This is a genomic window from Streptomyces viridifaciens, assembly GCF_001888885.2.
Taxonomy (GTDB): domain Bacteria; phylum Actinomycetota; class Actinomycetes; order Streptomycetales; family Streptomycetaceae; genus Kitasatospora; species Kitasatospora aureofaciens.
In genome coordinates this window covers 210,934-236,832 of the sequence record NZ_CP090841.1, presented here as the reverse complement: position 1 = coordinate 236,832, position 25,899 = coordinate 210,934, and the positions used below count along the sequence as shown (strand labels likewise).

Below are 25,899 nucleotides of genomic sequence, written 5' to 3'. Positions count from 1 at the left end.
CGGTGGTGCGGCTCAACCGGCCGACGGGGCCGGGCAGGTCAGGTCGTGCTCGGGTATCCGGCCATCCAGCAGGTAGCGCTCGACGGTGCCGGTGACGCACGGGTCGGAGCCTGGGTACTGCCCGTGGTTGCCGTTGCTGGTGACGGTGACCAGCTTCGAACCCCGCAGCGCGCGGTGCGCGCCGAGCGCCGCCTCGTAGTACGTCGCCGGGTCGTGCAGCGAGTTGAGCATCAGCACCGGCGGCAGGTGGGCGCCGGTGACCTTGACCTTGGGTGCCGGGTCCGTCGGCCAGAGCGCGCAGACCGAGCTGAAGGCGAGAGTGCGGGCGCCGACCAGCGGGTAGCGGGCGGTGTTCTTCGCGCCGCGCTCGATCCAGGTGTCCATGTCCTTGGTCCACTTGGTGTCCCCGCACGTCACCGAGAAGTACTCGGCGAGGAAGCCCGGGCTGAGGTACTGGCCGAACAGCTGGCGGGCGGTCTGCTTGGCCGCCGGGTCGGCGCCCTGCCAGTCGTCCAGGGCGGTCAGCGCCCGGGCGAGGAGGGGGAAGGCCTTGTCGCTGTAGATCGCGCTGATGGTGCCGTTGTCCAGCTGGTTCGGACCGAGGGTCAACGAGCCCTCGGTGATGGGCCGGTCGTGCAGGGCAGCGCGCCGCTGCTCCCAGTGCGCCTCGACCTCCTCCGGCGTCGTGCCCCAGTGGTAGGTGGCGTCCCGGGCGGCCATCCAGGGCAGGAAGTCCTGCTCGAAGCGGCGCTGGAAGCTCATCGGCTGGCCCAGCTCGTACTGCTCCCAGGTGCCCTCGAAGCCGATGTTGCTGTCCAGCACCATCCGCTCGACCCGGTGCGGGAAGAGCGTGCCGTAGTAGGCGCCGATCATGGTGGCGTAGGAGGCGCCGTAGTAGCTGATCTTCTTCTCGCCGAGCAGGGAGCGGAAGAGGTCCATGTCGTGGACGGTCTGCTCGGTGGTCAGGTAGGGCAGCAGATCGCCGCTGTGCTCCACGCAACCGGCCACCAGTGCTCGGGAGTTGGCGACGACCCGGTCGATCGCCTCCGGGGACCGGTCGCGCCAGTCCCCGGCCAGGAACTGCTGGAACTGCTCCGGGGTCTGGCACTGGGCGTGGGTGCTGCGGCCGACGCCGCGCTGGTCGAAGCTGACGATGTCGTACGCGGCGGCCACCGTGGGGGCGCCCTGGGCGAGGTCCATCGGGCGCAGCAGGCCCTGACCGCCCGGGCCGCCCGCGGCCTCCATCAGTGTCCCCGTCCGGTGCGCCCGGTCGGTGGTGCGGTGCCGGGAGACGGCGATGGAGAGGTCCGGCCCGGCGTCGGGGTGGTGCCAGTCGCGCGGGACGGCCATGGTGGCGCAGTCGAGTTCCGGCTGCCCGTCACAGGGCTGCCAGTGGAACTGCTGGCCGGCGTAACGGGCGGGCACGCGGTCGGTGTCGCCGGGGTCGCGGCCGGGGTCGGCGTTCGCCGTGGCGGGCAGGGCGAGGCCGGCGAGGACCGCGGTGGCGATGACGGCGGCCGCGCGACGGGTGCGGGATGCGGTGGTCTTCACGGGAACGATCCTTGCCGACGGCGGACCTGACGCACGATGAGGCAGGACACCGTATTCGAGGTGGTGCTGGATACACCCCAGGGCGGGGGTATCCAGCACCACGGCCGTCAGGAGCTGTTCAGGAGCTACTCAGGGGCCGTCCGAAGCCGTCAGTGCGCCGCTGCCGGCCGCGATGGCGGTCAGCGGCCGGTCAGTAGCCGGCGGTGAAGCGGGCGCGCCGGTGGGCGGGCTGCTCGGCCTCGTCGAGCAGCACGACGGCGAGGTCCTCCATCGAGATCGCCGAGTTGCCCTCGGCGTCGACCAGCAGCTCGTCCCGGCCGATCCGGAAGCGGCCGGTGCGCTCGCCGGGTTCGAGCATCGCGGCCGGGCTCAGGTACGTCCAGTCGACCTTCTCGTCCGCCCGGTAGAGGTCCAGCTGCTCGCCGCAGGCCAGGGCGATCGGCCGGATCTCGTCGGGGAAGCCGGGCGAGTCCACCAGGATCGTCCCGTCGGTGCCCGGGACGACGAGGCTGCCCGCGCCGCCGACGGCGAGCAGGCGCACGCCGGTGCCGGCCAGTCCGGCCAGCAGGCCCCGGGTGGCGGCGGTCAGTTCGTGCTCGCGGCCGGGCGCCGGTCGGGTGGCGGTGATCACCAGGTCCTGCCCGGCGGAGATCCGCGCGACGTCCTCGGGGTTGCTCGCGTCGCCGATCTCGACGGTGACGGTGGACGGCAGGCCGTGCGGCTTGGCCGGGTTGCGGACGACGGCGGTGACCTGGTGGCCACGGGCGAGCGCCTCGGTCACGACCCGACGGCCGACGTTGCCGGTGGCGCCGAACGCGGTGATACGCATGAAGGTTTCTCCTTGGATCTTTCGAACGGACCTGCGGTGGCGCGGTGGAGCACCGGCGCGGTGGAGCGGTGAGAGCGGTTGGGTGCGGCCGGTGGCGCGGTGTCAGGCGTTCTCGCGCAGCGGGCTCGGCCCGACGCCCGGGACCGGCGCCGTCCGGTCCGCCCGGACCGCTGAGGGGGCGGGGCCAGTGGCGGGGGCGGCGCCGGTGTCGGTGGTGCGGGGCCGGGGCCGGGGCCGCTGGGTCTGGGCGACGACGAGCGAAGCGAGCACGACCGCCGCGCCGAGCGCCTGCAGCGGGCTGAGGTCCTGTCCGAGCGCCAGCCAGCCGACCAGGGTGGCGACCACCGGGCTGAGCAGGGAGAGGAAGGACAGCGAGGTCGGCGGCAGGGCGCGCAGGCCACGGAACCAGATCGCGTAGGTGAGCGCCGCGCCGATCAGGCAGAGGTAGGCGTAGCCGAGCACGTTGTCGACGGTGTAGTGGGTGGGCGGGGCGCCCTCGCTCAGCAGGGTGACCGGCACCAGCAGCAGGCCGCCGGCGGTGAGCTGCCACCCGGTGGTGGCGAGCAGCGGCGCGGGGGAGACCCAGCGCTTGGAGAGCACCACGCCGAAGGCCATCACCACGGCGCCGCCGAGCGCGGCGACCACCCCGATCGCGTCCAGCTGGGCGTTGGCGCGCAGCACCAGCAGGCTGACGCCCGCCACGCCCGCGATGCCGGACAGCACGGTGCGCAGGGTGAGCCGGTCGCCGAGCAGGGCGGCGGAGAGGCCGGCGGTGACCAGCGGCTGGACGGCACCGACGGTGGCCGCGATCCCGCCGGGCAGGCGGTAGGCGGCGATGAACAGCAGGGCCTGGAAGCCACCGATGTTGAGCGCGCCGAGGACGGGCGCTCGCCACCACCAGCCGCCCCTGGGCAGGGTGCGGGTGAGGGCGATCAGCAGCAGCCCGGCGGGCAGGCAGCGGATGACGGCGGCGAGGAGCGGACGGTCGGGCGGGAGCATCTCGGTGGTGACGAGGTAGGTCGTCCCCCAGACGGCGGGGGCGAGGGCCGTCACCAGCACGACGGCGAGGCGATTACTTAGCACTAAGCCAATGTATCTCAGCGCTAAGGCATCCTCGAGGGGATTTCGTCGGTGACGTGGCTCACAGTTACCTCATCGCTAAGGAAACTCGCCGTCATCGCCTACCCTGAACCCGTGGCAGATCATCTCGACCGCGTCGTCGCGCAATGGGGCGCCGAGCGCCCCGACCTGGACGTCTCCCCGATGGAGGTGTTCGGTCGGCTCAAGCGCCTCTTCCGCCTGGTGGACGCCGAGCTCAACCGCACCTTCGCCGAGCACGGCCTGGACGCCCCCTCCTTCGACGTCCTGGCCACGCTCAAGCGCAGCGGGCCGCCGTACCGCCTCACCCCCACCGGCCTGATGGAGTCCGCGATGGTCACCTCAGGCGCGATCACCCAGCGCCTGGACCGCCTGGAGGCCCGCGGCCTGGTCACCCGCACCCGCAGCGACCAGGACCGCCGCAGCCGCGACGTCGAACTCACCCCCGAGGGCCACGCCCTGATCGACCGCGCCCTGCCGGCCCACGTCGCCAACGAGCACCGCCTGCTGGCCGGCCTCGACGAGGCGCAGAAGGCCGCGCTCATCGAGGCGATGCGCGCCCTGCTCGAGGACCTCGGCGAGGGCTCCGGCTGACGCCTGGTCAACCACTCGCGGGCTCGGCCTGGTCAACCACGCGCCGGGCCGCCTGGTCAGCCACCCCTCGGGCCGGCCGGTCAACCGTTTGCCGGGCCGGCCGCCGTCCCCTTGGATGGCGGCCGTGGACGACCCGATCTGGTACGCACTCCCCGCCCGGGCCCGCCGTACGGTGGACGAGAACCTCGCCGCGGGGCGCCACGTCCATGCGAGGGGAAGAAGGTCGACGGCGTCCGGGTGCAGATGCGGATCACCCGGGAGTCCGGAGGCCTGGAGCAGAAGAACATGACGTTCGGGAAGCTGTACCACCACAAACGGTGCCCACGACGTCCACCTGCGGGCCTGCGACTCCAGCGGCTGCGGCGGCTGGTGGTAGCGGGAAGCCTCGGACGCCCTACGGGTTGACCGCCACCGCCTTGAAGAAGGTGTAGTGGAACGTCCCGCCCGGCCCGGCCGCCCCGCGCAGTTCGGCGATGCCGCGATCGAAGGCCTCAGGGGTGGTGAGGCCGGCGGCCAGGGCTTCCGCCCGGACGGCCTCGACCATCGCGACGAACGTGCGCAGGGTGAAGCCGTCCACCAGGGCCGGGCGGCCGCCGTCCGCGTAGACCGTACGGGGGCGGACCGTCACGTCCGCGAAGCCGGCCGCCGTCAGCAGCGGGTACAGCCGACGGCCCAGCAGGGCGTCGCCGCCCGCCCCGGCCTGGAGCCGTACCAGGTGGTCGATGGTGCGGCGGGCCGCCGGAGTCTCCGGGTGGAAGAAGGCCGAGCCGTGGTCGCCCTCGATCACGGTGATCGTCCCGCCCGGCCGCAGCACCCGCCGCAGCGCGGCCAGCCCGGCCGCCGGGTCGGGCAGGTGCTCCAGCACGAAGCACAGGAAGACGTGGTCGAACGTGCCGTCCGGGAAGGGCAGTCGGTGCAGGTCTCCGTGGTGCCAGACGACCCGGGCGCTCGGCGCGACACCGGCGATCCTGGCCCGCGCCTGGGCCAGCGACTCCGCCGAGACGTCCGCGGCCGTCAGCAGCACGCCGGGGCTGGCGGCCAGGAGGTGCGCGGTCTGAGCGCCCACCCCGCAGCCCGCCTCCAGCACCCGGCTGCCCGCCGGGTAGACCGTGCCCGCGTGCAGCAGTTCGGCGAGGGTGTCGGCCTGGTCGCCGAGACGCTGCGCCTCGGTGTCCGAGTAGCCGTGGACGTAGGGGGCGGGGTGGGAGTCGGCTTCGGCAGCGGTGGCTTCGGCAGCAACGGTTCCGGTGGTCAGGGTTTCGGTGGTCATGGCCCAACCCTCGCGCCACTATGGACCGGTGAACAGGTCCAAAGAGAGTGGTGTCGACAGGTCCAAACACGTCGGCGGGTCCGGGGAGACCGGCGCCGACTTCCTCCAGCTCGATGCCGCCGACGCCCCGCCCGGCGGCCTCACCGACTGGCTGGCCCGCCGGTTGCGCGAGGCCGTCGCCGACGGGCGCCTCCCGGCGGGCAGCCGGCTGCCCGCCAGTCGGGTGCTGGCGGCCGAACTCGGCGTCTCCCGAGGCGTGGTGACCGACGCCTACCGGCGCCTCGCCGAGTCGGGCCAGCTCGCCGGGCGGGGCAGGGGTGGCACCGTCGTCGCCCTGACACCCGCCCAGCCGCCTGCCGCGCCGCAGGACGGCCCGCTCGCCGCCCCGCAGGACGTCCCGTCGCCCCGTCCGGCGCCCGTCCTGTTCCGTGCCGACCCGGGCCCCGAAGTGTTCGACCACCTGCGCGGCACACCCGCCCGGATCGACCTCACCCCCGGCCTGCCCGACCTCGCCGCCTTCCCCCGCGCCGCCTGGCTGCGCGCCGAACGAGCCGTCCTCGACGGCCTCGCCGCCCACGACCTCGGCTACGGGGACGTCCGCGGCGCCCCCGCCCTGCGGCAGGCCGTCGCCCACTGGCTCGCTCGCAACCGGGGCGTCCGCGCCGACCCCGACGAGGTGCTCGTCGTCGCCGGAACGGCCCAGGCACTCGCGCTGCTCGGCCGCGCCCTGGAACGGGCGGGCATCACCGAGGTCGCCGTCGAGGACCCGGGATCGCTCGGCGCCCGCCAGCACCTCGCCCACTGGCTCGCCGCCACCCCGCCCGTCCCGGTCGACGCCGAGGGCATCCGGGTCGACGCCCTGCGTGCCACCGGCGCCCCCGCAGTCCTGCTCACCCCCGCCCACCAGTACCCGACCGGCGTCGTCCTCAGTGGTGAACGGCGGCGCGAACTGCTGGGCTGGGCGGCCGAAGGAGGGCTGGTCATCGAGGACGACTACGACGCCGAACACCGCTACGACCGCCCGCCCCTGCCCGCCCTGCGGGCCGAACTGCCCGACCGGGTCTGTTACGCGGGCAGCATTTCCAAGCTGCTGGCCCCCGCCCTGCGCACCGGATGGCTGCTGGTGCCCCCGCGACTGCACGACGCCGTGCTGGACGCCAAGCGCTTCGCCGACCTCGGCAACCCGGTACTGCCCCAACTGGTGCTGGCCCGGCTGATGGAATCCGGTGAACTGGAGCGCCACCTGAGGCTGTTGCGCCGCCGCCACCGCCGCCGCCGGGACGCCGTGATCGCCGCCGTCCGCACCCACCTGCCCACCGCCACGGTGCACGGCGCGGCCGCCGGACTGCACCTGATGCTCACCCTCCCCGAGGAACTCGGCTGTAGCGACACCGAGTTGGCCACTGCCGCGCTCGCCCGCGGGGTCAAGACCCAGCCACTCTCCTGGCACGCCCGCCTCCCCTACCCGCCCGGTCTGGTGCTCGGCTACGCGGCCCGCTCGCCGGGCGAGATCGCCGAAGGGGTCGCCGTCCTGGGGGAGTTGGTGCGGCGCGCGGGGCGTCGTCCGGCCGCGCGGTAAGTGCGGGCCGCCTGCGCGGCGGTGAGGGGTTCGGCGCTCGGGCCTCCGGTCGCCACCACGGGTCGGCCTCCATCCGGGCCAGTTCGGCGTCGTAACCGGTCGGCCTCCAAGGTGTACTCCGGCGGTCGGGCGGCGTCGACGGGCAGCTGCCGGTCCGACCGGGGGACGGTGTCCTCGATCCGCTGCACGACGGCGGACAGGTAGCCGCAGCAGCCGCCGGTGCACCCGGGCTCGCCCAGGTTCACCCCGCCCGGCCACCCCGGCGCCGCAGGCCGGAGAAACCCCACGGCTTTCCGCCGGGCTGCCGGACGGTCGGTTCCTGGGTACGCTGACCGACCGTATGCCGTTGCTGATCCTGGAGGCGTGATGGCCCCGTTCCGGCATGTTGCCCAGCTGGCCTCGGTGCTGCTGGTGGTGGGGGCCGCGCTGGGGCCGGTCCCGGCCGGGTCGGCGACCCGCGGCAGCGGCGCCGACGCCGAGAGGACCGCACCGATGACCGCCCGGCCCCAGGACTCCCGCGAGCTCGCGGGGCGTCGGATCGTGCTCTCCTACCCGGGCCCGACCCCGCCGCCCGAGACGCTGGACGCGATCCGGGAGGGCCGGGCCGCCGGGGTGATCCTGTTCGGCGAGAACGTCACCAGTCCGGAGCAACTCGCCGAGGCGATATCCCGGTTGAAGCGGGCGGCCGCCGAGGCCCCGCACCCGCGACCGCTGCTGCTGATGACCGACCAGGAGGGCGGCAAGGTCCGCCGACTGCCCGGCGCGCCCGAACTCTCCGCCCGCCGCACCGGCACGGCCCCGGACCCGGTCACCGCCGCCGTGCAGTCCGGCACCGGCGCCGCCGGGACCCTCGCCGGTGCGGGGCTGAACGTCAACCTCGCCCCGGTGCTCGACGTCTACGACACCCCGGACAACTTCATCGACCACTTCGAGCGCTCCTACGGCCAGGACCCCACCCGGGTGGGTGAACTGGGCAGCGCCTTCCTCGCCGCCCAGCAGAGCCAGGGCGTGGCGGCCACCGCCAAGCACTTCCCCGGCCTCGGCGCCGCCGCCCGCGACGAGAACACCGACGCCCGTCCCGTCACCCTCCCCGTCCCGCTCGACCAGCTGCGCACCCGCGGCGAAGCCCCGTACCGGGCCGCCATCGCCGCCGGCGTGCGCCTGGTGATGGCCTCCTGGGCCGTCTACCCGGCGCTGGACCCCGACCGCCCGGCCGGGTTCTCGCCCACCGTGATCCAGGGCGAACTCCGCGACCGCCTCGGCTTCCGGGGCGTCACCATCACCGACGCCCTGGAAGCCGACGCCCTCACCCCGTACGGCCCCACCGGCCCCCGCGCCGTCGCCGCCGCGGCGGCCGGCATGGACCTCATCCTCTGCTCCGCCCGCGACCCCCAGCAGGGCGAGGACGCCGCGACCGCCCTGGCCGCCGCCCTCGACTCCGGCGCCCTCGACCGCGAGGCCTTCACCCAGGCCGTGGCCCGGGTGGACGCCCTGCGGGCCGGTCTGGGCTGAGCGGGACCGGGTCCGGGCGGCCCATCGCGGGTGCGGTTTTTCGGGTGTCGCCCGCTGCCCCGGCTGTCACGCTCGACCGCGATCCGGTCAGCGGTTCAGCAGGGTGCGCAGGTCGATGATCCGGTAGCCGCGGGCGCGGGCGCCGTCGATGATGCGCGGGAGTGCCTCGGCGTCGAGGCAGGTGTCGGGGCCGCTCTCCTCGCTGGCGCCGACGTGGAGCTGGAGGACGGCGCCCGGGGTGAGGGCGGCGAGGGCCCGTTCGACGGCGCGGTCGGCGGTCATGCCGTGGACGGGGCCGAGGTAGCCCTTGGTGTCGGCGGTGTACTCGAGGTCGGCGTAGCCGAGGCCGTTGACGGTGGCGACGGCCTGCGGGCTGGTCGCGCTGTAGGGGAAGCGGAAGAACGGCAGCGGTTCGGCGTCGGAGGCGGCGCGGATCGCGGTGTCGGCGCGGCGCACCTCGCTCCGGGCCCGGTCGGGGGAGAGGGCGGTGAAGTCGGGGTGGCTGTACGAGTGGTTGCCGAGGCCGTGGCCCGCTGCGGCGATGGCCCGCAGGGCGCGGGGGTGGTGGTCGGCGAAGTCGCCGGTGGGGAAGAAGACGGCCGGTGCGGCGCGGTCGCGCAGGACGCCGAGGACGGTGTCGAGTCCGGTCTCGTTCCAGGCGGCGTTGAAGGTGAGGGCGAGGACGTGTTCCTCGGTCGGGATCCGGCGGATCTCGGAGCCGAGCAGGGGTTCGGGCGCCGGCGCGACGCCCACGAGGGCGGTGAGGGCGAGGAGGGCGAGCAGCGCCGCGGCGGTGGCGCGCAGGCGCCCTCCTTCGGGGGCGGAACGGAACGGCATGGGTGGAACGCCTTGCTGGGAGGGCGGCGGGGAGCCGCACGGCCGGAACGGGCAGGGAAAAGCTTGCCCGGTCCGGCCCCGGCCTCGGCGGAACCGCCGGTGCCCGGCTGACTACTCGTCACTCGAACTGTCGATCCCGGGAGTCGGCAGCGTCCCGGGCCCGGACCCCGCGTCGTCCCGGAGTGGCCGGCGGTGTGGTGGGTGGTGTGGGGGTGGTCACCTTCCGCTGTGACGACTTGAAGAAATCTTCATCCGTGGCGATGATGCCTGTCGGCCGCGGCACGGACCCCGCCCGGCCGGACGACCACCGAGCCGGATTCGAGGGAGGGAACGGACTGTGCCGGTCCCGCTGTACCAGGCCAAGGCGGAGTTCTTCCGCACCCTCGGCCACCCGGTCCGGATCCGCGTCCTGGAGCTGCTCCAGGACGGTCCCCGGCCGGTGCGCGAGCTGCTGGCGGAGATCGAGGTCGAGCCGTCCAACCTCTCCCAGCAGCTCGCGGTGCTGCGCCGCACCCAGCTGGTCACGGCCACCCGCGAGGGCAACACGGTGGTGTACGCGCTCAGCACTCCGGACGTCGCCGAGCTGCTGCGCGCTGCGCGCCGGATCCTGACCGAGTTGATCACCGACCAGGGCGCGCTGCTCACCGAGCTGCGCGCTTCCGGCGGCCGATCACACCGCTGAGCTCGCGGCCCGAAGCCCGCATCCGACCCAGAGGAGAGCCGCACCATGAGCGACGGCGCCGACAGCCCGGCGAAGGGTGACGGTACGAGCGAGGAGGGGCGCCGCCGCAAGGCGATGCTGCTCCGCGCGGGGATCTACGTCTTCGCGACGCACCTGTTCGCGGGCTTCGTCCTGCTGCTCTTCGCGCTCGGCGGCCGCAAGTAGCACGACCGCGGGTACCGGGGCGGGGCCTCAGTGCCCCCGGTCGCCCGGCACCAGGTAGCGGTCGCTGGTGCTGGTCCAGGCCTGGACGCCGGCGACCAGTTCGCGGGTGCCGTCCAGGTACCAGCGCCCCGTCGGGTGCCGGCGGCCGAGGTCGCGTCGCAGTTCCTCGCTCTCCTGGCGCAGCCGGGTGACCCGGGCGCGGACCGCGCGGACGGCCCGGCTGCGGGTGCAGCCGCGGATCCGTTGGAGGGTGAGGACGGTGTTGAAGGCGGCCGCGCTCTGCCGTTCCTCCCGCTCCAGCGAGTAGAGGTCGTTGATCAGCGTCGCGGCGTCGGCGGTGTTGGCGCGCAGGCGGTGCAGTGCGGGCTCCGCGTGCAGGGCGGCGGGGGCGTCGGCGCCGTGGACCCGTTCCAGTATGTTCATGAACGGGTAGAGGCAGCTGCCGTGGCGGCGTAGCCGCATGGTGTCCGCCAGGCCGAGGCCGAGGGCGGGGACGGTGCCGCGGGCGCGGTGTTCGGCCTCGGCGGGGAAGGTGGCCAGACAGGCGCGCCATTCGCGGGCCGCCCTGGCGCGCCAGGCGGGGGAGGCCGACTCGCTCTGGCGGTGCCAGAGTTCCCGCCAGGCGGTGAGCAGCCGATCGTCCGGGGTGGACTGGCGGGTGTCGCCGTCGAGGGCGGAGATCAGCGGGTCGACCAGCGCGTGGGCCTCGCTGGGGCGGCGTCCGGGCGGGCCGTCGAAGCGGTCGTCCAGGACGGTGAACCAGCCGAGCATGTCGACCAGCAGGTCCAGTTCGGTGCCCCGGGCGCGCGGGAAGGCGTGGCCGATCAGCTCGTGCAGCGCGTAGGCCCGGTAGCCGGGCAGTTCGGCCGGGGCGAGCAGGCCGTGGTGGACCGTCCAGTCGGCGTGCCGGTCGGCGGCGGCGCGCAGTTCGGCGGGCGGCCGCGGGGTCGGCGCGGCGGTGGTGGCCGCGCTGCCCGTGAACGGGCAGCCTGCGGGGAGGGGCCGGTCCACCGGCCCCTCCCCGGTGGGGACGGCGGTCGTCGCGCCCGCTGCCTCCGTGCGGGGCGCCAGCCGGACCCGCAGCCCCTGGGCCTGGACGGTCGTCCACACCACTTCCCGGGCCCGCGCCCCCGGCACCGCCACCGGCCGCCAGCGGCGCAGGATCGCGGCCGCCGCGACGGTCAGCTCGGCCCAGGCGAAGGCCTCCCCGATGCACTTGTGCTTGCCCGCCCCGAACGGCAGGAAGGAGGGTCGGCCGAGGCCGCCGCCGTCCTGCCAGCGCTCGGGCCGGAAACTCAGCGGTTCGTCGTAGCGCACCGGATCGCGGTGCAGCGCGGTGAGGCTGTACAGGAGCTCGGTGCCGGCCGGGATCCGGTACGGGCCGAGGTCCACCGGCACCTGGGCGGTGCGCATCAGGAAGGCGTTGGGCGCGTGCAGCCGCACCACCTCCTGGGTGACGCTGCGGGTGTAGGTGAGCCGGCTGAGCGCCTCCGGGGTGGGGGTGGTGCCGGCGGGCAGGTGTTCGTCCAGCTCGGCGAGGAGGCGGGCCTCCACCTCGGGGTGGCGCAGGAGTTCGTCCAGCAGCCAGGTGAGGGTGGTGGAGACGGTCTCGGTGCCGGCGCCGAACATGGTGATCGCCTCGGAGCGGACGTCGGCCTCGGTGAGCGGACGGCCGGTGCCCTGGTCGCGGGCGGCCCGCAGCAGGGCCGGCAGGGTGCCTCCGTGACACTCCGGACGGGCCTTCGCGGCGCGGCCGTTGACGGCCTGGTCGACCACCCGGTTGAGCACCCGTACGGCGGCGTCGAAGCGCCGGTTGACGGGCAGCGGCAGCCGGGCGAACGCCGGGTGGGGGTAGAGGGACTGGACGATCTGGCCCTTCACCAGGTCGGGCAGGGCGCGGTGGAAGGCCAGGGTGGCATCCTCGCTTAGCCGGGCGCCGAACAGCGAGCGGGTGACGATCTCCAGCGCCAGGTGGTTCATCTCCTTGGCCACGTCGAGGACTTGGCCGGGCTGCCAGCGTCCGGTCCGCTCCTCGGTGACCTGGTGCATCACGGCCAGGTACCCGGCCATCCGGTCCGGGCCGAAGGCGGGTTGGATGATCCGGCGGCGGTCGCGGTGCGCCTGGCCCTCGGACATCAGCAGGCCGTCGCCGAAGGCCGTCTTCAGGGTGTCCTGGACGGCGCCGCGCGGACAGTCGTGGGCGAGCGCGACGAGCAGGGTGTGGACGAGCCGCGCGTCGGTCACCACGCAGACGGTGCGCGGGCCGAGCCGGATGCGGACCACGCCGCCGAGGCGCGCCAGCGAGCCGAGGAAGCCGAGCGGGTCGCGCAACAGCGCGGCGGCGTGGCCGAGGCCCGGCAGTGCGCCGGGGGCGAGCGGCGGGACGGCCGCGTGGACGGTGGGGACGGGGGGCGGCGTGCTTCTCGGCGGGACGATCCGTTTCCGTGTCTCTGCCAGCAGGGCGGTGGTCGGCAGGACCATGACACTTCCTCTCAGTGGGAGGACCGGTGCGGGCGGTACCTGGGGAGGGCACCGGCCGGCCGGCCGGGAGGCGGGGACCGGCGAGCGTGGGCCCCGCGTGCGCCAGGGGGCGGAGGGCGCACGTCATGGGAAACGCGCCGGTCCGGTGAGCGTTGCGCCGAACGCGTGTGGATCACTCAAACGGCCGATCCGTCCGGGTCCGGTCCGCGCGGATCATCGTCCCGTCCGACGGTACGTCCCGTCGTATCGGCCCGACCTGTGGGGATGCGTCCATCGCGGTGGTTCGTGCACGGTCCGGGCGGCAGGGTCTTTCGGCCCTCGCCCGTACGGCCGTGCGAGCGCCAGCATGGCCGGTGGAGAAGGAGGGGCCTGATGACCCGTATGTGCCACTACGGCCACACCGGGACCATGGACTGCGACGACGAGGTCATGCTGACCGTCCGGATCGCCGCCGCCGAACGGGCGCTGCTGCGGGACCTCGCACGCGGCCAGGGCGGCGACGTCTCCGGGGTCGCGGTCGACGGGCTCCTGGAGGTCATCCCGGCGCTGCACGACGACGGTTCGGTGCTGCCGCTGCTGCGGGTCCTCGCCCGGCCCGCGCCCTGCGCGGTGACCCTCTGGCTGCCCTCCGAGGTCGCGGACCTGCTGCCGCTGCTGGGCGAGCGGCTGGTGCACACCGGCGGGTCGGCGCTCGGTCCGGCCAGCGCCGCGCTCTCCGCCGCGCTGCGGCTGTGGCTCGCCGGCGACCGCGCGGTGCTCGCCGCCGGGCTGGCCCGGCTGCACGGCGGCTGCCGGGTGGCCCGGATGCCGGTCGCGGCCTGAGTCCCCGGCCCTCGCTGTGGGTGGCGGGCCGCCATGTACCGGTCGGCGATGGCATGACCGGGGCGGAAGCCTCCCTGGTCAGGGCGCTGGTCGCGACCGGTCGAGAGGTCTGGCGTTCCTCGCGGCCGACGGAGCCGCAGGCCCCTGGGCTCCGGCCGGGTGGCCGCCACCACCCCCTGCCGGGGAGCGCGCACCCCCCAGTGCGCCCCCCGGCACCTACGTGCCCGCCCCTCGCGCAGACCGCGGCCGCCCTTGCCTCCGCTGCCCTGCCTCCGCCCCCGACCGCGTCCTCGTTTCGCCACCCGCGGGCGGCGCGCCCTGCCTGCTGACTCGAACGCGTCCAGGAATTTCGCAAGAGGTTTCTGTTATCCCCGGCCGTCCCCCTCGCTCTCCCTTGTGTCGGAAGGTCCGAGCCCCGCACCACCGGGCGCGGACCGTCGCACGAGGAAAGGAACGCGATGGGACACCGGAGCAGTGAGCTCCGTCGGCGCAGGCGCCGCAGGCTCACCCGCAGGAGTGCACTGGTCGCCGTGGCGGTGGCGGCCGGACTGGTCGCGGGCGCCCTGGGCCTGAACACGGCTCTGGAGCCGGGAGCGGTGCACAACGCCGTCGCGGTGGCGGACGCGCCGGTCGACGCGGTCGCGGACGACGGCGGGTCGGGGGAGACCGGCACCGCCGAGGGCGCCACCAGGGCGCCCGCCCCGAAGCGGGACGAGAAGGCCGCCCCGCCCAAGGCGATACCCAAGGACCAGCCCGACCGCGGCCTGGTCTATGCCGGGCTGAGCCTGCCGACCAGCGACCGCTGCGGCAACATGCTGGAGGTCACCGGCAGCACCCAGTGCAGCCACGGCCCGGACGCCCCGCCCAAGGACGTGGACATCCACAAGGACGCCCCGCCGGTCGCGACCCCGGCCGCCCAGGCGCCCGCGCTCACCCCGGCGGCGGGCGCCCAACCGCCCGCGGCCGCCGACCTGCTGAAGGGCGGCGCGCCCGTCCTCGACGCCACCCAGAAGGCGTTGCTCGGTGACTCCGGCACCGCCGCCGCACCCCAGGAGGCCGGGGCCCCGGCGGCTGGGTCGGGCCTGGTCTGCGAGGGCGACGGCAGCAGTGGCAACCGCGTCCAGGTGGTGTACGTGCACACCCCGGGCAACGACCGGTTCGCCCAGTACCTGCCCTCGTTCAAGAAGTGGGCCGCTGACGTCGACGTCATCTACAACGCCAGCGCCGCCGAGACCGGCGGTGTGCGGCACGTCCGCTTCGTCACCGAACCCGACTGCACCGCCTCGGTGTTGAACGTGCAGATCTCGGACGCCGAGATCCAGGACTTCAACGCGAGCAACCGCGCCCTGGCCGCGCAGGGGTTCAACCGCAAGGACCGCAAGTACATGATGTTCACCGACGCCAAGGTGTACTGCGGGATCGGCACCTTCGCCGGCGACGAGCGCTCCGGCCAGGACAACCTGAGCAACTTCGGCCCCTCGTACGGCCGGACCGACTCCGGCTGCTGGAGCGGCACCACCGCCGCCCATGAACTCGGCCACAACCTGGGCGCGGTGAGCAACAGTGCACCGAACTCCAGCAAGGCGGGCCACTGCACGGACGAGTGGGACATCATGTGCTACTCGGACGCCCCCTACTATCCGCAGATGCGGACCGTCTGCCCGGACCGCGCCCATGACGACCGGCTCGACTGCAACCACGACGACTACTACAACACGAACCCCGCGCCCGGAAGCTACCTGGCCACGCACTGGAACGTGGCGAACAACCGCTTCCTCATCGCGGGCAACGGCACCGGCCCGAACCCCACGCCCACCCCGACCGCGACCCCGACTCCGACCGGCAGTCCGACGGCTACGGGCACGCCCACCCGCACGCCCTCGCCGTCCCCGACGCCCACCGGCAGCCCCACCGCCACACCGACCGGGTCGCCGTCCCCGACCGCGACCCCGACCACGGGCGGCACCGGACCCGAAGTGACGGTCAGTCAGATCACCCAGAACTCGGTCGTACTGAGCTGGACCGCCGTCCCCGCCGCCGCGGGCTACGACGTGCAGCTGAACGGCCAGACCATCGGCACCGTCCGCTCGACCGTGGTCGGCGTGGTCCGACTGGCCCCCGGAACCGGCTACACCGTGGCCGTCGCCGTCCGCGACGCGGCCGGAAAGGTCGGCAAGCCCGGCCGCCAGGCGGGCTTCCACACCCTCGCCGACGGCGGCCGCCCGCAGCCCGGCACCCACTACACGATGGTCAACGGCCTCACCGGCCAGGCCGCCGACCTGTGGGGCAGCTCGATGAACGACGGCACCGTGGCGATCGGCTACCAGCGCACCGGCTACGCCAACCAGAAGTGGCTGTTCGAGGACGCGGGGAACGGCGCCGTGCGGATCAAGTCGGCGCGCTCCGGGAAGTGCCTGCAGCTCGGCGGCACGCCCGTCGCCGGGCAGTACGTGGCGCAGCAGCCGTGCGCCGACGCCGCCGCGCAGAAGTGGCAACTCACGCCCGGCGACGGCGGGTTCACCCTCACGGCGGACGGTTCCACCCTGGTGCTCGGGCTCAGCGACCGTTGGTACTACGGTGGTTGGCTGCTGGAGCTTCAGCAGCCGAACGGCCGGCCCTACCAGAGCTGGTCGCTGCTGAAGACCTCGTAGGCCCGGAAGCCCGCTCCACCCCGGCGCACCACGGGTGCGGCCGCCCCCCAATCCGAGGGCGGCCGCACCCGGCGCCACCGCTCCCCGCTCCCCGCACGCCCACCGCCCGAGGACCGCCCGCCATGCGCATCCGCACCCGCCCGCTGCTCGCCCCCCTCGTCCTCGCCGCCGCGGCCGTCCTGCCCGCCGCCGCACCCGCCGCCGCCCACGGGGACACCGTCCACCTGGACGTGGACGGGCAGCAGAACGGACGGGTCAGGGCCGTCGCCACCTGGGAGAACGACCACGACCCGGTCACCGAGGACTTCGCCGGCACGCTCTCCGCGACCGCCGCCGACGGCCGGACCATCGGCCCCTGGCGGCTGGTGCCGGTGCCGGGGCAGCCGGGGACGTACACCACCCGTGAGTTGCTGCCCGCCGGGCACTGGAAGGTCGCCGTCGACTGCGCCTTCCCCTCGCTGGGCCACGGTGAGCGCGAACTCGACGTCGAGGCCGTGGCGATCAGCGACCCTGCTCCGATGGGGGCGACGGTCACCTCCGCGCCACCCGCCACCCCCGGCGCGGCTTCCGCCGCCCGCACCACCACGGCCGCAGCCGCCGCTCCCGCCGCTCCCGCCCACGACGCGCCCGTCCGCGAGACCACCGACGACGCCACCACCTGGGCCGCCATCGCCACCGCCACCGCGGCCGTAGCCCTGGTCGCCACCGGCTTCCGGCTGCGCGCCCGCGCACGGCGTCGCTGACGGTCCGGAGGACGGCGCCGCCTGCTGCTCGCAGCCTGCCGGGCCGCCGCCTGCTGCCCGCCGCCCGTCGGTAGACGACGCACCGCCGGCGGGAACCGGGCGCGCACCGATCACGTCCCAATGATCACCGGGCGTCACCGGGCGCCCGGCCGATCGCAAGGGAGCAACCGCGCATGAGGAAGGTCCTGATCACCGGCGGCGCCGGCTTCATCGGCAGCACCGTGGCCTCGGCCCTGCTCGACCGGGGCATCACCCCGGTCGTCCTGGACGACCTGTCCCGGGGCCGCGCCGAGTTCGTGGAGGACCGCGTCTTCTACGACGGCGACATCGCCGACGCGGCCCTGCTGGAACGGATCTTCACCGAGCACCCGGACATCGATGCCACCGTGCACTGCGCGGCCAGGATCGTCGTCCCGGAGTCGGTGGCCAAGCCGCTGTTCTACTACCGGGAGAACGTCGCCAAGACCGTCGAACTCCTCGACGCCCTGCAGCGCCACGGCTGCACCCGGGTGGTCTTCAGCAGCTCCGCCTCGATCTACGCGCCCACCCCGGACGGCCGGGTCGACGAGAACTCCCCGGTCGAGGCGAACAGCCCGTACGCACGCACCAAGCTGATGATGGAGCAGGTGCTCCAGGACTGGACCCGCGGCGAGGGGGCCGAGCAGCAACGGGTCATCGCCCTGCGGTACTTCAATCCGATCGGAGCCGACCCCCGGCTGCGCACCGGCCTGCAGAACCTCAACCCCAGCCACGCCCTCGGCAAGCTGATCGAGGCGCACACCCACGGCACCCCGTTCACCGTCACCGGCGTGGACTGGCCGACCCGGGACGGCTCCGGCATCCGCGACTACGTCCACGTGCAGGACCTCGCGGAGGCCCACGTCGCCGCGCTGCTCCGGTTCGACGAGGTGATCGCCCCCGGCGCGGCCGACCGCTACCGGGCGATCAACGTCGGGACGGGCGAGGGCACCACCGTCCGGGAGCTGGTCGCCGCCTTCGAACGGGCCGTCGGCACCGAGCTGGACGTCCGTGAGGCGGGGCCGCGCCCGGGCGACGTGATCGGCTGCTACGCCTCCGTGGACGCCGCCCGCGAGCTGCTCGGCTGGACGGCGAAGCACAGCCTCGCCGAGGGCGTCGCCGACGCGCTGGCCTGGCGCGCCAGGTGGGCCACCCGGCTCGGCGTCAGCTGACCCCCTCCGGCGCCTACTTCACGGCCTCGCCGGACCGCGCCCAGTTGTCGTGCAGCCGGTCCAGGTAGGACTGCGCCTGCGAGCCGATCTTGACGCCCCGGGCGAACGCGAGCATGTTGCCCGCCCCGGCGTTGTAGCCGAGGGCGAGCAGCTCGTCCTTGTCCAGCGGGGCGCTCACCCGGGCGGGCAGCCGGCCGGCCAGGTCGTGGAGGTGCCAGGCGGCGGCCTCGATCGCCAGGTCGCGGTCGTCCGGTAGCTCCTCCCAGCGGCGGTCGGCGAACGGGCGGCCCGGCTTGGTGTCGTCGAAGGCGGCCCGGTGCATGTTGGCGATGCCGAAGGCGGCGTCCGGCTTGTTGCGCTGCCAGGCCCGTTCGAAGTCCGGGTCGTGCGGCTTGTACGCCTCGTTGTAGAGGATCGCCATCAACAGCTGGGGGTTGACCCCGGCCTCGGCGGCGTACTTGCGCACGGGCGCCGCGTAGTCGGCCAGCTCGTAGACGCCGGATGCCTTCGACGGCGCCGTGGAGGACGCGTGCGGGGCGGCGGAGGAGGGTGCCGAGGCGGTGGCGGACGGGGGCGAGGAGGGCACCGCCGAGGAGGCGGCGGGCTCGTGGCCGCCCCCGCGGACGATGCCCCACCCGGCCGCGGCCAGGACGCCGATCACGATCCAGCGCCCCCAGCGCGGTCCCTTCTGCTCCTCAGCCACCGCTGCCGGTCCCTCCCCGTTCACTCGTCATCCAGTTCGATCGCCGTACGGTCGACCGTGCCCCTCGGGAGGCCCTTCCGGCCCTATTCGGCCGGCTTCCGGTCCCCGTCGAGATTGCGCAGGAAGTCCTTCGCCTTCTCCACGCCGGTGTCGATCTGCCCGCTGTACTTGCCGTCCGTGTGGTCGTCGATCACGTCGCCGACCTTCTCCAGACCCTGCCCGAGCACGTCGCCGTGCTCGCGGGCGAGGTCGGTGGCCTTGTCGGCGAGGTTCTTCAGACTCTCAAACATGGTGACGCTCTGCTCCTCTGGCGCGTTCCTGTTGGTGTGCCGACGTGGCGGGGATCATGGTCATCCTAACGAGGGCCGGGAAAGGCGGTCCGCCGTCGCGGAACGGCGGTGGATGACTCTGCTGAAATGGATTTGTATGCTCCACACCAGCTTCTACGGGCCTGAAGACGGTGGGAACTGCCACGGGACCGGTGGCGTCCCGGCACGAGCGGTGGCGTGGTCGCGCCGCCGCAGCCGAAACGATCGAGGGAAGTGCGCATGGCCGGCCAGCGGGCGAGAACGTCGTACCAGGACGCGGGAACCCGCACCGAGGACCCCGCCGTGCCCGCCCAGCGCTCCCGCGGCGCCGGTGGCGCCACCGACCCGTCGCGACAGGGCCGTGCCCAGCGGAGCGGGGCCTCGCGCCGCAGGCAGCAGGCCCGCCGACGCGGAAGCCTGGTCGCCGCGCTCGCGGCGGTCGGGCTCCCGCTGCTCGGCGGGACCGCGGACGAGCTGGGCGGCCCCGGGGTCGGCATCCTGTTCGCGGTCGGCGCGGTGCTCGGCACCGGCATCGCGGCCCTGCTGTGCAGCCGGAGCGGCCGCTGGTGGGTGGTGACCGGTGCCCCGCTGGTGGTGCTGCTCACGGCCTCGGGCGTCGAATACCTGTCCGATCCCGTCCGGTACCAGGGCAAGGGCCTGGGCGCCGGTGCGGTGCGCTGGGTGGTCGAGGCGTTCCCGGTGATGGCCGAGGCGGTGGCCGTCGCACTGCTGGTGATCGTGGTCCGGACGGTGCTCGAAGGCCGCCGGCCCGTCAGGTCCACTGCCCCGAGCGGAAGGGGGCGCCGTGGCTGAGCGCAGCAACCGCCCGCGCGGCCGGGTGCCCGGCCGGGGCTCCGACCCGCGCCGCGGCTCCGACCCGCTGACCGTGGCCGGCCGCACCCTGGCCTGTACCGTCTCGGTCGTGGTGCTCGGCGCGAGTGGCTTCACCTGGTTCGAGTACCGCAGCCTGGACGACGGCATGATCAAGTCCACCGCGCTGGCCGACGCCAAGCGGAACGCCCCGCCGCACCTCGACAAGTCCGTCAACCTGCTGCTGATCGGGCTGGACAGCCGCAAGGACATGGACGGCAACGACCTGCCCAAGCAGTTCGTGGAGGACGAACTGCACGCCGGCTCCAGCGAGATCGGCGGCTACAACACCAACGCCCTGATCGTGCTGCACATCCCGGCCAACGGGGGCAAGGTCACCGCGCTGTCCGTCCCGCGCGACGACTACGTGCAGACCGTCGGCGCCGACGGCAAGATGCACAAGATCAAGGAGGCCTACGGCATCGCCAAGGAGGCCGCCGAGGCGAAGCTCGCCGGCAAGGGGCTCTCCAAGGCCGAACTGGAACGGCAGAGCCGGGAGGCGGGCCGCTCGGCCACCATCCAGACCGTGCAGAGCTTCCTGGACGTCCCCGTCGACCACTTCGCCGAGGTCAACCTGATCGGCTTCTACGACATCGCCAAGGCGGTCGAGCCGATCCAGGTCTGCCTCAACCACCCGGTCGACGATCCGATCATCGCCCGGACCGCCACCCACGAGGGCGGCGGCACCGGCCTCAAGCTGCCCGCCGGGATCAGCTCGCTCGACGCCGCCCAGGCGCTGTCCTTCGTCCGCCAGCGCCACCACCTCACCAACGGCGACCTCGACCGGACCCACCGGCAGCAGGCGTTCATCTCCTCCGTCGAGTACCGGCTCAAGGAGCAGGGCGTCCTCAACGACTTCGGGCAGATGCAGAAGCTGTTCGGGGTGGTGAAGAAGGACGTCGTGATCGACAACGAGTGGAACATCCTCGACTTTGCCCAGCAGGCGCCCAACCTGACCGGCGGCAACGTCGAGTTCAACACCCTGCCGATCACCGGGTTCAAGACCGTCGGCGGGCAGGAGGTCAACACCGTCAACCCGGACCTCATCAAGAAGATCGTCCGGCAGCTGTTCAACCGGGACGCGGCACTCACCGCCCCGGAGACGGCGCCCGTCTCCGCCGCGAGCGAGACGGCCTCGCCCACGCCCTCGCCGAGCGGCGCGCCCAAGTCCGTGGTCGACGTCAACGCGGCGGCGGGCGCGGGCGCGGCGGCCACCGAGTCCAAGGCCCTGGTCGCCCTCGGCTACCAGGCGGGCAGGATCGGCGACGCCCCCGCGCGGACCCGCGCCACCACGGTGACGTACGGCAGCGGCGCCAAGGCCGACGCCCAGGCGGTCGCCGCGCACTACGGCGTCACCGCCGCTCCTTCCGCGGCGGTCGCCGCGGGCCACGTCCGCGTCACCCTAGCCGCCACCCACACCCCGACCCCCACCCCGGCCACGCCCTCCGCGGGCGCCTCGGCACCGGCCGACGGCTCCGCCGACCCGGCCGCCGGACTGCCGATGCAGGGGCCGGCGGTCAAGGCCGGCGGGATTCCCTGCGTGGACTGAGCCGTATCACGAACGGTCACCGGCTCGGCCGGCTGGGCCGGTGATCGGGTTGGTGACCGGGCTGGTCCGGGGGCCGGCGCAGATCCCGCAGGGGTTCGCGGCCGAGAACCTCGACGTAGACGATCCGGCTGTCGACGACGTCCAGGATCAGAGTGCCCTCCGTGGGCAGCAGCGGCACGCAGCGATGGCCCGGGCCGTACGGCTGACCGCCCCGGTGGGGCTCGGTGCGGAAGCTCTGGCAGAAGTCGTCGCCGCAGCCGCAGTCCGCGACCAGGCGCAGATCCCGGGCGCCGGCGGCGAGTTCTGCCTCGCCCTCCGCCTCCAGGAGCGCCGTCAGCTCGTGGAGGAGGTCGGGGAAGACCTCGCGGACGAGGGGGTCGCCGGTCACGGGCGCGGCGCCTTCTCGCCGTGGACGGCGGTGTACTCGGCGGCCAGCCAGGGAGCCAGGTCGTCGATGAGGACGGCCAGGACGGCCCGGTCCGTGGTGGGGGTGCGGGCGACGGCTGCGGCGAGGCGCATCTGCTCGGCGCGGTCGGGGTAGTGGGCGGCGAAGGCCTCGGCGGAGGCGGTGAGGTCGCTGGTCCAGCCGTTCCAGCGGGGCATCACCAGGGTGAATCCGGTGCGGACGAGGCGGCGCGAGACCGCACGGCTGAGCGCCGTGAGACCGCCGTCCGGGGCGGTGGCCGCCAGTCGTTCGCGCCAGCGGGGGAGGGCGAGCGCGAGGTCGCCGTTGGTCTCGCGGGCGAGCAGGGAGGTGGGGCGGTAGCGGGGGAGCTGCTCCGCGAGGTCCTCGCCGAGCAGGGGGGTGCACAGGCAGGCGATGAACCAGCCCAGGTCGTGCCGCTCCAGCTCACTGAGCAGGGTGTCCGTGCCGAACAGCAGCACGCCGACGCCGTTGACCTGCGGGAAGGCCGAATCGAGGGCGGCCTCCAGGGCGTCGGCCCCGGCGCGGTCGGCCGGAGTGGGCTCGTGGCGCAGGGCGAGCAGCAGATCGAGGTCGGAGACGCCGGGGATCGCGGTGCCCCGGGGGATGCTGCCGTACAGGTAGGCGCTGTGCAGCCGCGCGGGGCCGAAGGCAGCGGCGATCCGCTCCCGGGCGGCGTCGACCACCGGGGCGAACTCCGCCGCGACGCGCTCCGGCGAGCCCTCCCGCGCGATGTACCCGTCCTCGTCCAGTCCTTCGCCGATCATGGCGGCACTCTGCCGGTTCGCGGCGTCGTCAGCCACCGATTAATGCGCGGATTCGCCGCCCGGTCGAATCGTCAGTGGTGCGTGCCGGCATTCATCGCACACGAACGCCTCGACCGCGCGTCCGGCGCGCCGGACGCCCCGGTGGAGGTGCACGCCGCGGACGGGCGGCTGCTGGGACCGGAGGACGCGAAGGTGCTGCTGCCCGGAGCCACGCCGTCACCACCGGTCGCTGGGCGGACGGTGGCGGCGGGACCCGGGTCAGGGCGTGCCCTCGGTTGTGGTCGGGGCGGAGGTGCCGGCCGTCGTCGTGCTGGTGGGGCCGGTGCTCGTCGTGGTCCTGCCGGAAGGCGGCTGGGTGAGCGTCGAGCCGGTGGTGGACGTGGACGAGGACGTGGACGTCGAGCCGGACGAGGTGCTCGTCGTCGCGGTGCTCTCGGAGGGCCTGTTCGTACTGGTCGAGGAGGTGGCCGAGGCCGAGCCCGTCCCGGTGGGGGGCCGGGAGGAGGTGGCGCCGGAGGAGGTGGCGCCCGACGAGGTCGCACCGGAGGAGGTCGCGGCGGATGAGCCGGCACCCGAAGACGTAGCCCTGGAGGAGGTCGCACCCGAGGACGTGGTACCCGAGGTGGTCGGCGATCCGGACCGGGAGGAGGTCCTGCCGGAGGCCGAAGCCGTCGCCGCGGGGCCGGTCGGCTTCCACGGGGCGGGCGGCGGGATGCCCGGCACCAGCGGGCCCCTCGGCTGGTCGACGCGCTTGTCCACCACGTCGGCCCGCCCGGTCAGCCGGGCGAACCAGCCCCCCGTCTCCACGTTCACCAGGACGATCTCGGGCACCGGTTGCGGCGCCGGGACCACCACGATCAGCGTGCTCGGTTCGAAACCCGTCCAGGCCTTCCCGCTGTACTTGGCGTTGCTCACCAGCGTCGGCGGCTTCAGCGGGTTGCCGCAGGCGCACCGCACCCGGGGCACGCCCCGGGCGTCCACCAGGACGGCGGTGCCCGCCTGCAGCACCGACTGGAACTCCACCACGGCGCCGCTCTTGTAGCTGTGGTTGGTCACCCGGGTGTCCACCCGCAGGTACGCCGAGGTCAGCGAGCGCAGGTAGGACGGGATGGCGGACTGCTCGATCCCCGCTGCCGAGGCCCAGGCCCGACCGGTGTCACCGCTGCTCACCATGCCGATCAGCCGCTCGGTGTCACAGCTGGGCCTGCTCATCGTCCCGCCGTACAGCCCCGCCGAGCTGCCCTGCACGCTGTGCAGGACGGCCGTGGGGCTGCCGTTCGCCGGGCTGCCCGGCTGGGCCGGCGCGCTGGTCGAGGGGGCGGGCGCCGGAGCACTCATGCCCTGGGTTTCCACCGACGGGGTGAACGGGGCAGGCCCCGGGTCGGCCGGGGCCTGCAGGGCGACCTCGTTGGCGGTCGGAACGGCCTCGTTCTTGCCGCCCTGGTTGCTGACGATCAGCACGGTGGCCACCACAGCCGCCGCCACCACCGCCGCGGCTACCGACAGGCCCTTTCCGGAGCGCCACCACGGCCGGCGTGGGCCCCGACCGCCCGCACCGGCGGAGGAGGACCCGGAAGGGCCCGAGGGCGGTGGCGGTCCGGCCGCGCCGCCACCCGACGGCGGACCGGCCAGTGGGCCGGACGGGGGACCGGACGGCGGGCCGTAGGGCGGGCCGGTGGGGGGCAGTTGGGAACTCATCGAGGCTCCGTTTCGCAGGCGGTCGGCGCCAACGGCCGGCACGGGAAGCTCCTGCCACTGGGTTCCATTTCTCCCCCGGTGCCCCGTTCGCCGCAACAGCAGGTGCCGTCGCCGTCGCCGAGCGTGCCCGGCCGTGGTCGGTCACCCTGGGAACGGATAAGGCCCGAGTGAACAGAGGGAGGCGGCATGCAGCAGCCCACCACCGGGGCCGCCGGCCCGCCCGGAGCCCTCCGCGGCTGGCTGGACGCGCTCGCGGTCGTGCTGGCCGGGCTCGTCGCGATGGCGGCGGTCGCCGCGCTCGGCCTCTGGCTGGCCGGCGCCGACGACCTCCCGGAGGGCGGCTTCCCGCCCGTGCTCGCCGCGACACTGGCGCTGGCCGTCGGCGGATCCGTCCAGCTGGACGGCGGTGCCGGCAGCTTCGCCGCCGTGGACGCCGGGGTCGACGCGATGCCGCTGACCGTCTCGCTGGTCGGCGCGGTTGTGATAGCCGAGGTGTTCCTGCGCCAACTGCGCTTCCGCGCGGTCGCCGGGGGCGGTGAACTGCTCGGCCGGATCATCCGGACGGTGGTGCTCTGGCTGATCGCCCTGGTGGTGATCACCGTCAGCGCGAAGCACACCTTCGTGATCCAGCTCGGCGGCAGCCTGGCGCAGACCATCGGCGGCGCGCTCGGGCTCACCCCCGAGCTCGGCTTCCATGCGGAGGGCGTCACCACGATCGGCATCGGGCTGGCCTGGCTGCTGCTGGTGCTCGCGGCCACCTTCGCGGTGTCCCGGCGGGCACCGCTGCCGCGCGGGCTGCTGCGCTACCAACTCGCCGTCCGCCCGGCCGCGTTCGCACTGTGGATGGTGCTGCTGGCGTACGTGGCCATCGGCGCGGTCGCCGGGATCGTCACCGCGATCACCCACGGCAACGCCCGGCAGACCGTGGCCGTGCTGCTGCTCGCCCTGCCCGACCTGGTCTGGATGGCCTTCGGCCTCGGCCTCGGCGCCGTGTGGCACGGGCGGTTGGTCGGTGCGCTCGGCCTTCCCGTGCCCGAGCCGCTCAGCGCGGTGCTGCGCGCCCCCGGCGGGAAGGAGGCGACCGTCGACCTCGGCACCCTGGCCGACCACGACGCCCGCAGCTGGTGGCTGCTGCCGGTGGCCGCCGTGCTGCTGCTCGCCGCCGCCTTCCTCGCCGCCCGCCGCACCCCGCGTACCGTCCGCCTCCGGCAGCACGCCGTCCGCTTCGCCGTGGCCACCACTGTCACCGTGCTGCTGGTCGGCCTGTGGACCCGGATGGACGCCGACTACGGACTGTCCGTGCTGGGCGTGGGCCTCGGCCAGGGCGGACTGGGGGACCTGCTCGGCGCGGTCCTCGGCAGCAACCCGCTGGCGTCGCTGGGCAGCGGCAGCCTGACGCTGCGCCCGGCGCTGTGGCCGTCGGTGCCGCTGGCGGCGGGCTGGGGGCTGCTGACCGGGCTGAGCGGCGCACTGCTCGCGTCACGGGTGCGGCGGCGCGGCGAGGTCACCGAGGACGCGGGCGGCTGAGAGCCTGGCG

Annotated in this window: 23 protein-coding genes; 12 read left to right on the top strand and 11 right to left on the bottom strand. The window is 74.3% G+C overall.

What is annotated here, in order from left to right; translation table 11 throughout:
- Nucleotides 1-12: 12 nt before the first annotated feature.
- The 3 genes from BOQ63_RS08615 to BOQ63_RS08605 form a co-directional block, all read right to left on the bottom strand.
- Nucleotides 13-1,551, bottom strand: a complete 1,539-nt coding sequence (locus BOQ63_RS08615; RefSeq protein ID WP_223885874.1) for an alpha/beta hydrolase — start codon at nt 1,549-1,551, stop codon at nt 13-15.
- 190 nt (nt 1,552-1,741) lie between these two features.
- Nucleotides 1,742-2,380: an NAD(P)-dependent oxidoreductase gene (locus BOQ63_RS08610; RefSeq protein WP_072653986.1), complete on the bottom strand. Its 639-nt coding sequence runs from the start codon at nt 2,378-2,380 to the stop codon at nt 1,742-1,744.
- A 102-nt stretch (nt 2,381-2,482) separates the two neighbouring features.
- Complete coding sequence (locus BOQ63_RS08605; RefSeq protein WP_079183525.1) at nt 2,483-3,463, bottom strand: EamA family transporter; 981 nt, start codon at nt 3,461-3,463, stop codon at nt 2,483-2,485.
- Between the two features lie 111 nt (nt 3,464-3,574).
- Here BOQ63_RS08605 and BOQ63_RS08600 point away from each other — a divergent pair, with 111 nt between their 5' ends.
- Nucleotides 3,575-4,072: a MarR family winged helix-turn-helix transcriptional regulator gene (locus BOQ63_RS08600; protein ID WP_030284472.1), complete on the top strand. Its 498-nt coding sequence runs from the start codon at nt 3,575-3,577 to the stop codon at nt 4,070-4,072.
- A gap of 394 nt (nt 4,073-4,466) precedes the next feature.
- Here the strand turns inward: BOQ63_RS08600 and BOQ63_RS08595 are convergent, their stop codons facing one another.
- Complete coding sequence (locus BOQ63_RS08595) at nt 4,467-5,342, bottom strand: methyltransferase domain-containing protein (protein WP_051746888.1); 876 nt, start codon at nt 5,340-5,342, stop codon at nt 4,467-4,469.
- A gap of 28 nt (nt 5,343-5,370) precedes the next feature.
- Between BOQ63_RS08595 and pdxR the strand changes: the two genes are divergently transcribed.
- Entirely contained in the window at nt 5,371-6,921 is a 1,551-nt protein-coding gene (gene pdxR, locus BOQ63_RS08590; protein WP_030284476.1) for a MocR-like pyridoxine biosynthesis transcription factor PdxR, read from the top strand.
- Nucleotides 6,922-7,287: 366 nt separating this feature from the next.
- On the top strand, nt 7,288-8,433 hold the full coding sequence (locus tag BOQ63_RS08585) for a glycoside hydrolase family 3 N-terminal domain-containing protein (RefSeq protein ID WP_030284478.1): 1,146 nt from the start codon (nt 7,288-7,290) through the stop codon (nt 8,431-8,433).
- Nucleotides 8,434-8,520: 87 nt separating this feature from the next.
- Here BOQ63_RS08585 and BOQ63_RS08580 read toward each other — a convergent pair whose 3' ends face one another.
- Nucleotides 8,521-9,270: a polysaccharide deacetylase family protein gene (locus tag BOQ63_RS08580; RefSeq protein ID WP_030553084.1), complete on the bottom strand. Its 750-nt coding sequence runs from the start codon at nt 9,268-9,270 to the stop codon at nt 8,521-8,523.
- 337 nt (nt 9,271-9,607) lie between these two features.
- Here BOQ63_RS08580 and BOQ63_RS08575 point away from each other — a divergent pair, with 337 nt between their 5' ends.
- Nucleotides 9,608-9,952, top strand: a complete 345-nt coding sequence (locus BOQ63_RS08575) for an ArsR/SmtB family transcription factor (protein ID WP_030284482.1) — start codon at nt 9,608-9,610, stop codon at nt 9,950-9,952.
- 45 nt (nt 9,953-9,997) lie between these two features.
- The gene (locus BOQ63_RS08570) at nt 9,998-10,156 is read left to right on the top strand and encodes a DUF6126 family protein (RefSeq protein ID WP_167344927.1); all 159 of its coding nucleotides are present in this window, start codon (nt 9,998-10,000) and stop codon (nt 10,154-10,156) included.
- A gap of 27 nt (nt 10,157-10,183) precedes the next feature.
- Here the strand turns inward: BOQ63_RS08570 and BOQ63_RS08565 are convergent, their stop codons facing one another.
- Nucleotides 10,184-12,637: a cytochrome P450 gene (locus BOQ63_RS08565; protein ID WP_150475754.1), complete on the bottom strand. Its 2,454-nt coding sequence runs from the start codon at nt 12,635-12,637 to the stop codon at nt 10,184-10,186.
- Nucleotides 12,638-13,009: 372 nt separating this feature from the next.
- Between BOQ63_RS08565 and BOQ63_RS08560 the strand changes: the two genes are divergently transcribed.
- The 4 genes from BOQ63_RS08560 to galE all read left to right on the top strand — a co-directional run bounded on the left by BOQ63_RS08560 (nt 13,010) and on the right by galE (nt 18,043).
- Nucleotides 13,010-13,459 (top strand): hypothetical protein, encoded by a 450-nt coding sequence (locus tag BOQ63_RS08560; protein WP_141763754.1) that lies wholly within the window; start codon nt 13,010-13,012, stop codon nt 13,457-13,459.
- A 458-nt stretch (nt 13,460-13,917) separates the two neighbouring features.
- A complete protein-coding gene (locus BOQ63_RS08555) occupies nt 13,918-16,110 on the top strand; it encodes an RICIN domain-containing protein (RefSeq protein ID WP_223885873.1) in 2,193 nt (730 codons plus the stop codon).
- Between the two features lie 122 nt (nt 16,111-16,232).
- Nucleotides 16,233-16,853 (top strand): hypothetical protein, encoded by a 621-nt coding sequence (locus BOQ63_RS08550; RefSeq protein ID WP_150475752.1) that lies wholly within the window; start codon nt 16,233-16,235, stop codon nt 16,851-16,853.
- A 173-nt stretch (nt 16,854-17,026) separates the two neighbouring features.
- The gene (galE, locus tag BOQ63_RS08545; RefSeq protein ID WP_046386987.1) at nt 17,027-18,043 is read left to right on the top strand and encodes a UDP-glucose 4-epimerase GalE; all 1,017 of its coding nucleotides are present in this window, start codon (nt 17,027-17,029) and stop codon (nt 18,041-18,043) included.
- Nucleotides 18,044-18,056: 13 nt separating this feature from the next.
- On the opposite strand, the gene BOQ63_RS08540 is transcribed toward galE, so the two are convergent.
- Nucleotides 18,057-18,746 (bottom strand): lytic transglycosylase domain-containing protein, encoded by a 690-nt coding sequence (locus tag BOQ63_RS08540; protein WP_191093532.1) that lies wholly within the window; start codon nt 18,744-18,746, stop codon nt 18,057-18,059.
- 83 nt (nt 18,747-18,829) lie between these two features.
- Complete coding sequence (locus BOQ63_RS08535) at nt 18,830-19,036, bottom strand: antitoxin (RefSeq protein WP_030553075.1); 207 nt, start codon at nt 19,034-19,036, stop codon at nt 18,830-18,832.
- A 258-nt stretch (nt 19,037-19,294) separates the two neighbouring features.
- Between BOQ63_RS08535 and BOQ63_RS08530 the strand changes: the two genes are divergently transcribed.
- Both BOQ63_RS08530 and BOQ63_RS08525 read left to right on the top strand, forming a co-directional pair.
- The gene (locus BOQ63_RS08530) at nt 19,295-19,867 is read left to right on the top strand and encodes a DUF6542 domain-containing protein (RefSeq protein ID WP_050366345.1); all 573 of its coding nucleotides are present in this window, start codon (nt 19,295-19,297) and stop codon (nt 19,865-19,867) included.
- Nucleotides 19,860-21,473, top strand: coding sequence for an LCP family protein (locus tag BOQ63_RS08525; RefSeq protein WP_094742931.1), 1,614 nt, complete (start codon nt 19,860-19,862; stop codon nt 21,471-21,473). Before BOQ63_RS08530 ends, BOQ63_RS08525 begins: the two co-directional genes overlap by 8 nt.
- Nucleotides 21,474-21,489: 16 nt before the next feature.
- On the opposite strand, the gene BOQ63_RS08520 is transcribed toward BOQ63_RS08525, so the two are convergent.
- The 3 genes from BOQ63_RS08520 to BOQ63_RS08510 form a co-directional block, all read right to left on the bottom strand.
- Nucleotides 21,490-21,861: a hypothetical protein gene (locus BOQ63_RS08520; RefSeq protein WP_072653979.1), complete on the bottom strand. Its 372-nt coding sequence runs from the start codon at nt 21,859-21,861 to the stop codon at nt 21,490-21,492.
- Nucleotides 21,858-22,664, bottom strand: a complete 807-nt coding sequence (locus tag BOQ63_RS08515) for a nucleotidyltransferase family protein (protein WP_030284505.1) — start codon at nt 22,662-22,664, stop codon at nt 21,858-21,860. The genes BOQ63_RS08520 and BOQ63_RS08515 overlap by 4 nt, the downstream gene beginning before the upstream one ends.
- Nucleotides 22,665-22,922: 258 nt before the next feature.
- Nucleotides 22,923-24,125 carry a DUF6777 domain-containing protein gene (locus tag BOQ63_RS08510; protein WP_143174677.1) on the bottom strand — a complete coding sequence of 401 codons (1,203 nt, stop codon included), beginning with the start codon at nt 24,123-24,125 and terminating at the stop codon, nt 22,923-22,925.
- A gap of 423 nt (nt 24,126-24,548) precedes the next feature.
- Between BOQ63_RS08510 and BOQ63_RS08505 the strand changes: the two genes are divergently transcribed.
- On the top strand, nt 24,549-25,889 hold the full coding sequence (locus tag BOQ63_RS08505; protein ID WP_072653977.1) for a streptophobe family protein: 1,341 nt from the start codon (nt 24,549-24,551) through the stop codon (nt 25,887-25,889).
- Nucleotides 25,890-25,899 lie beyond the last annotated feature (10 nt).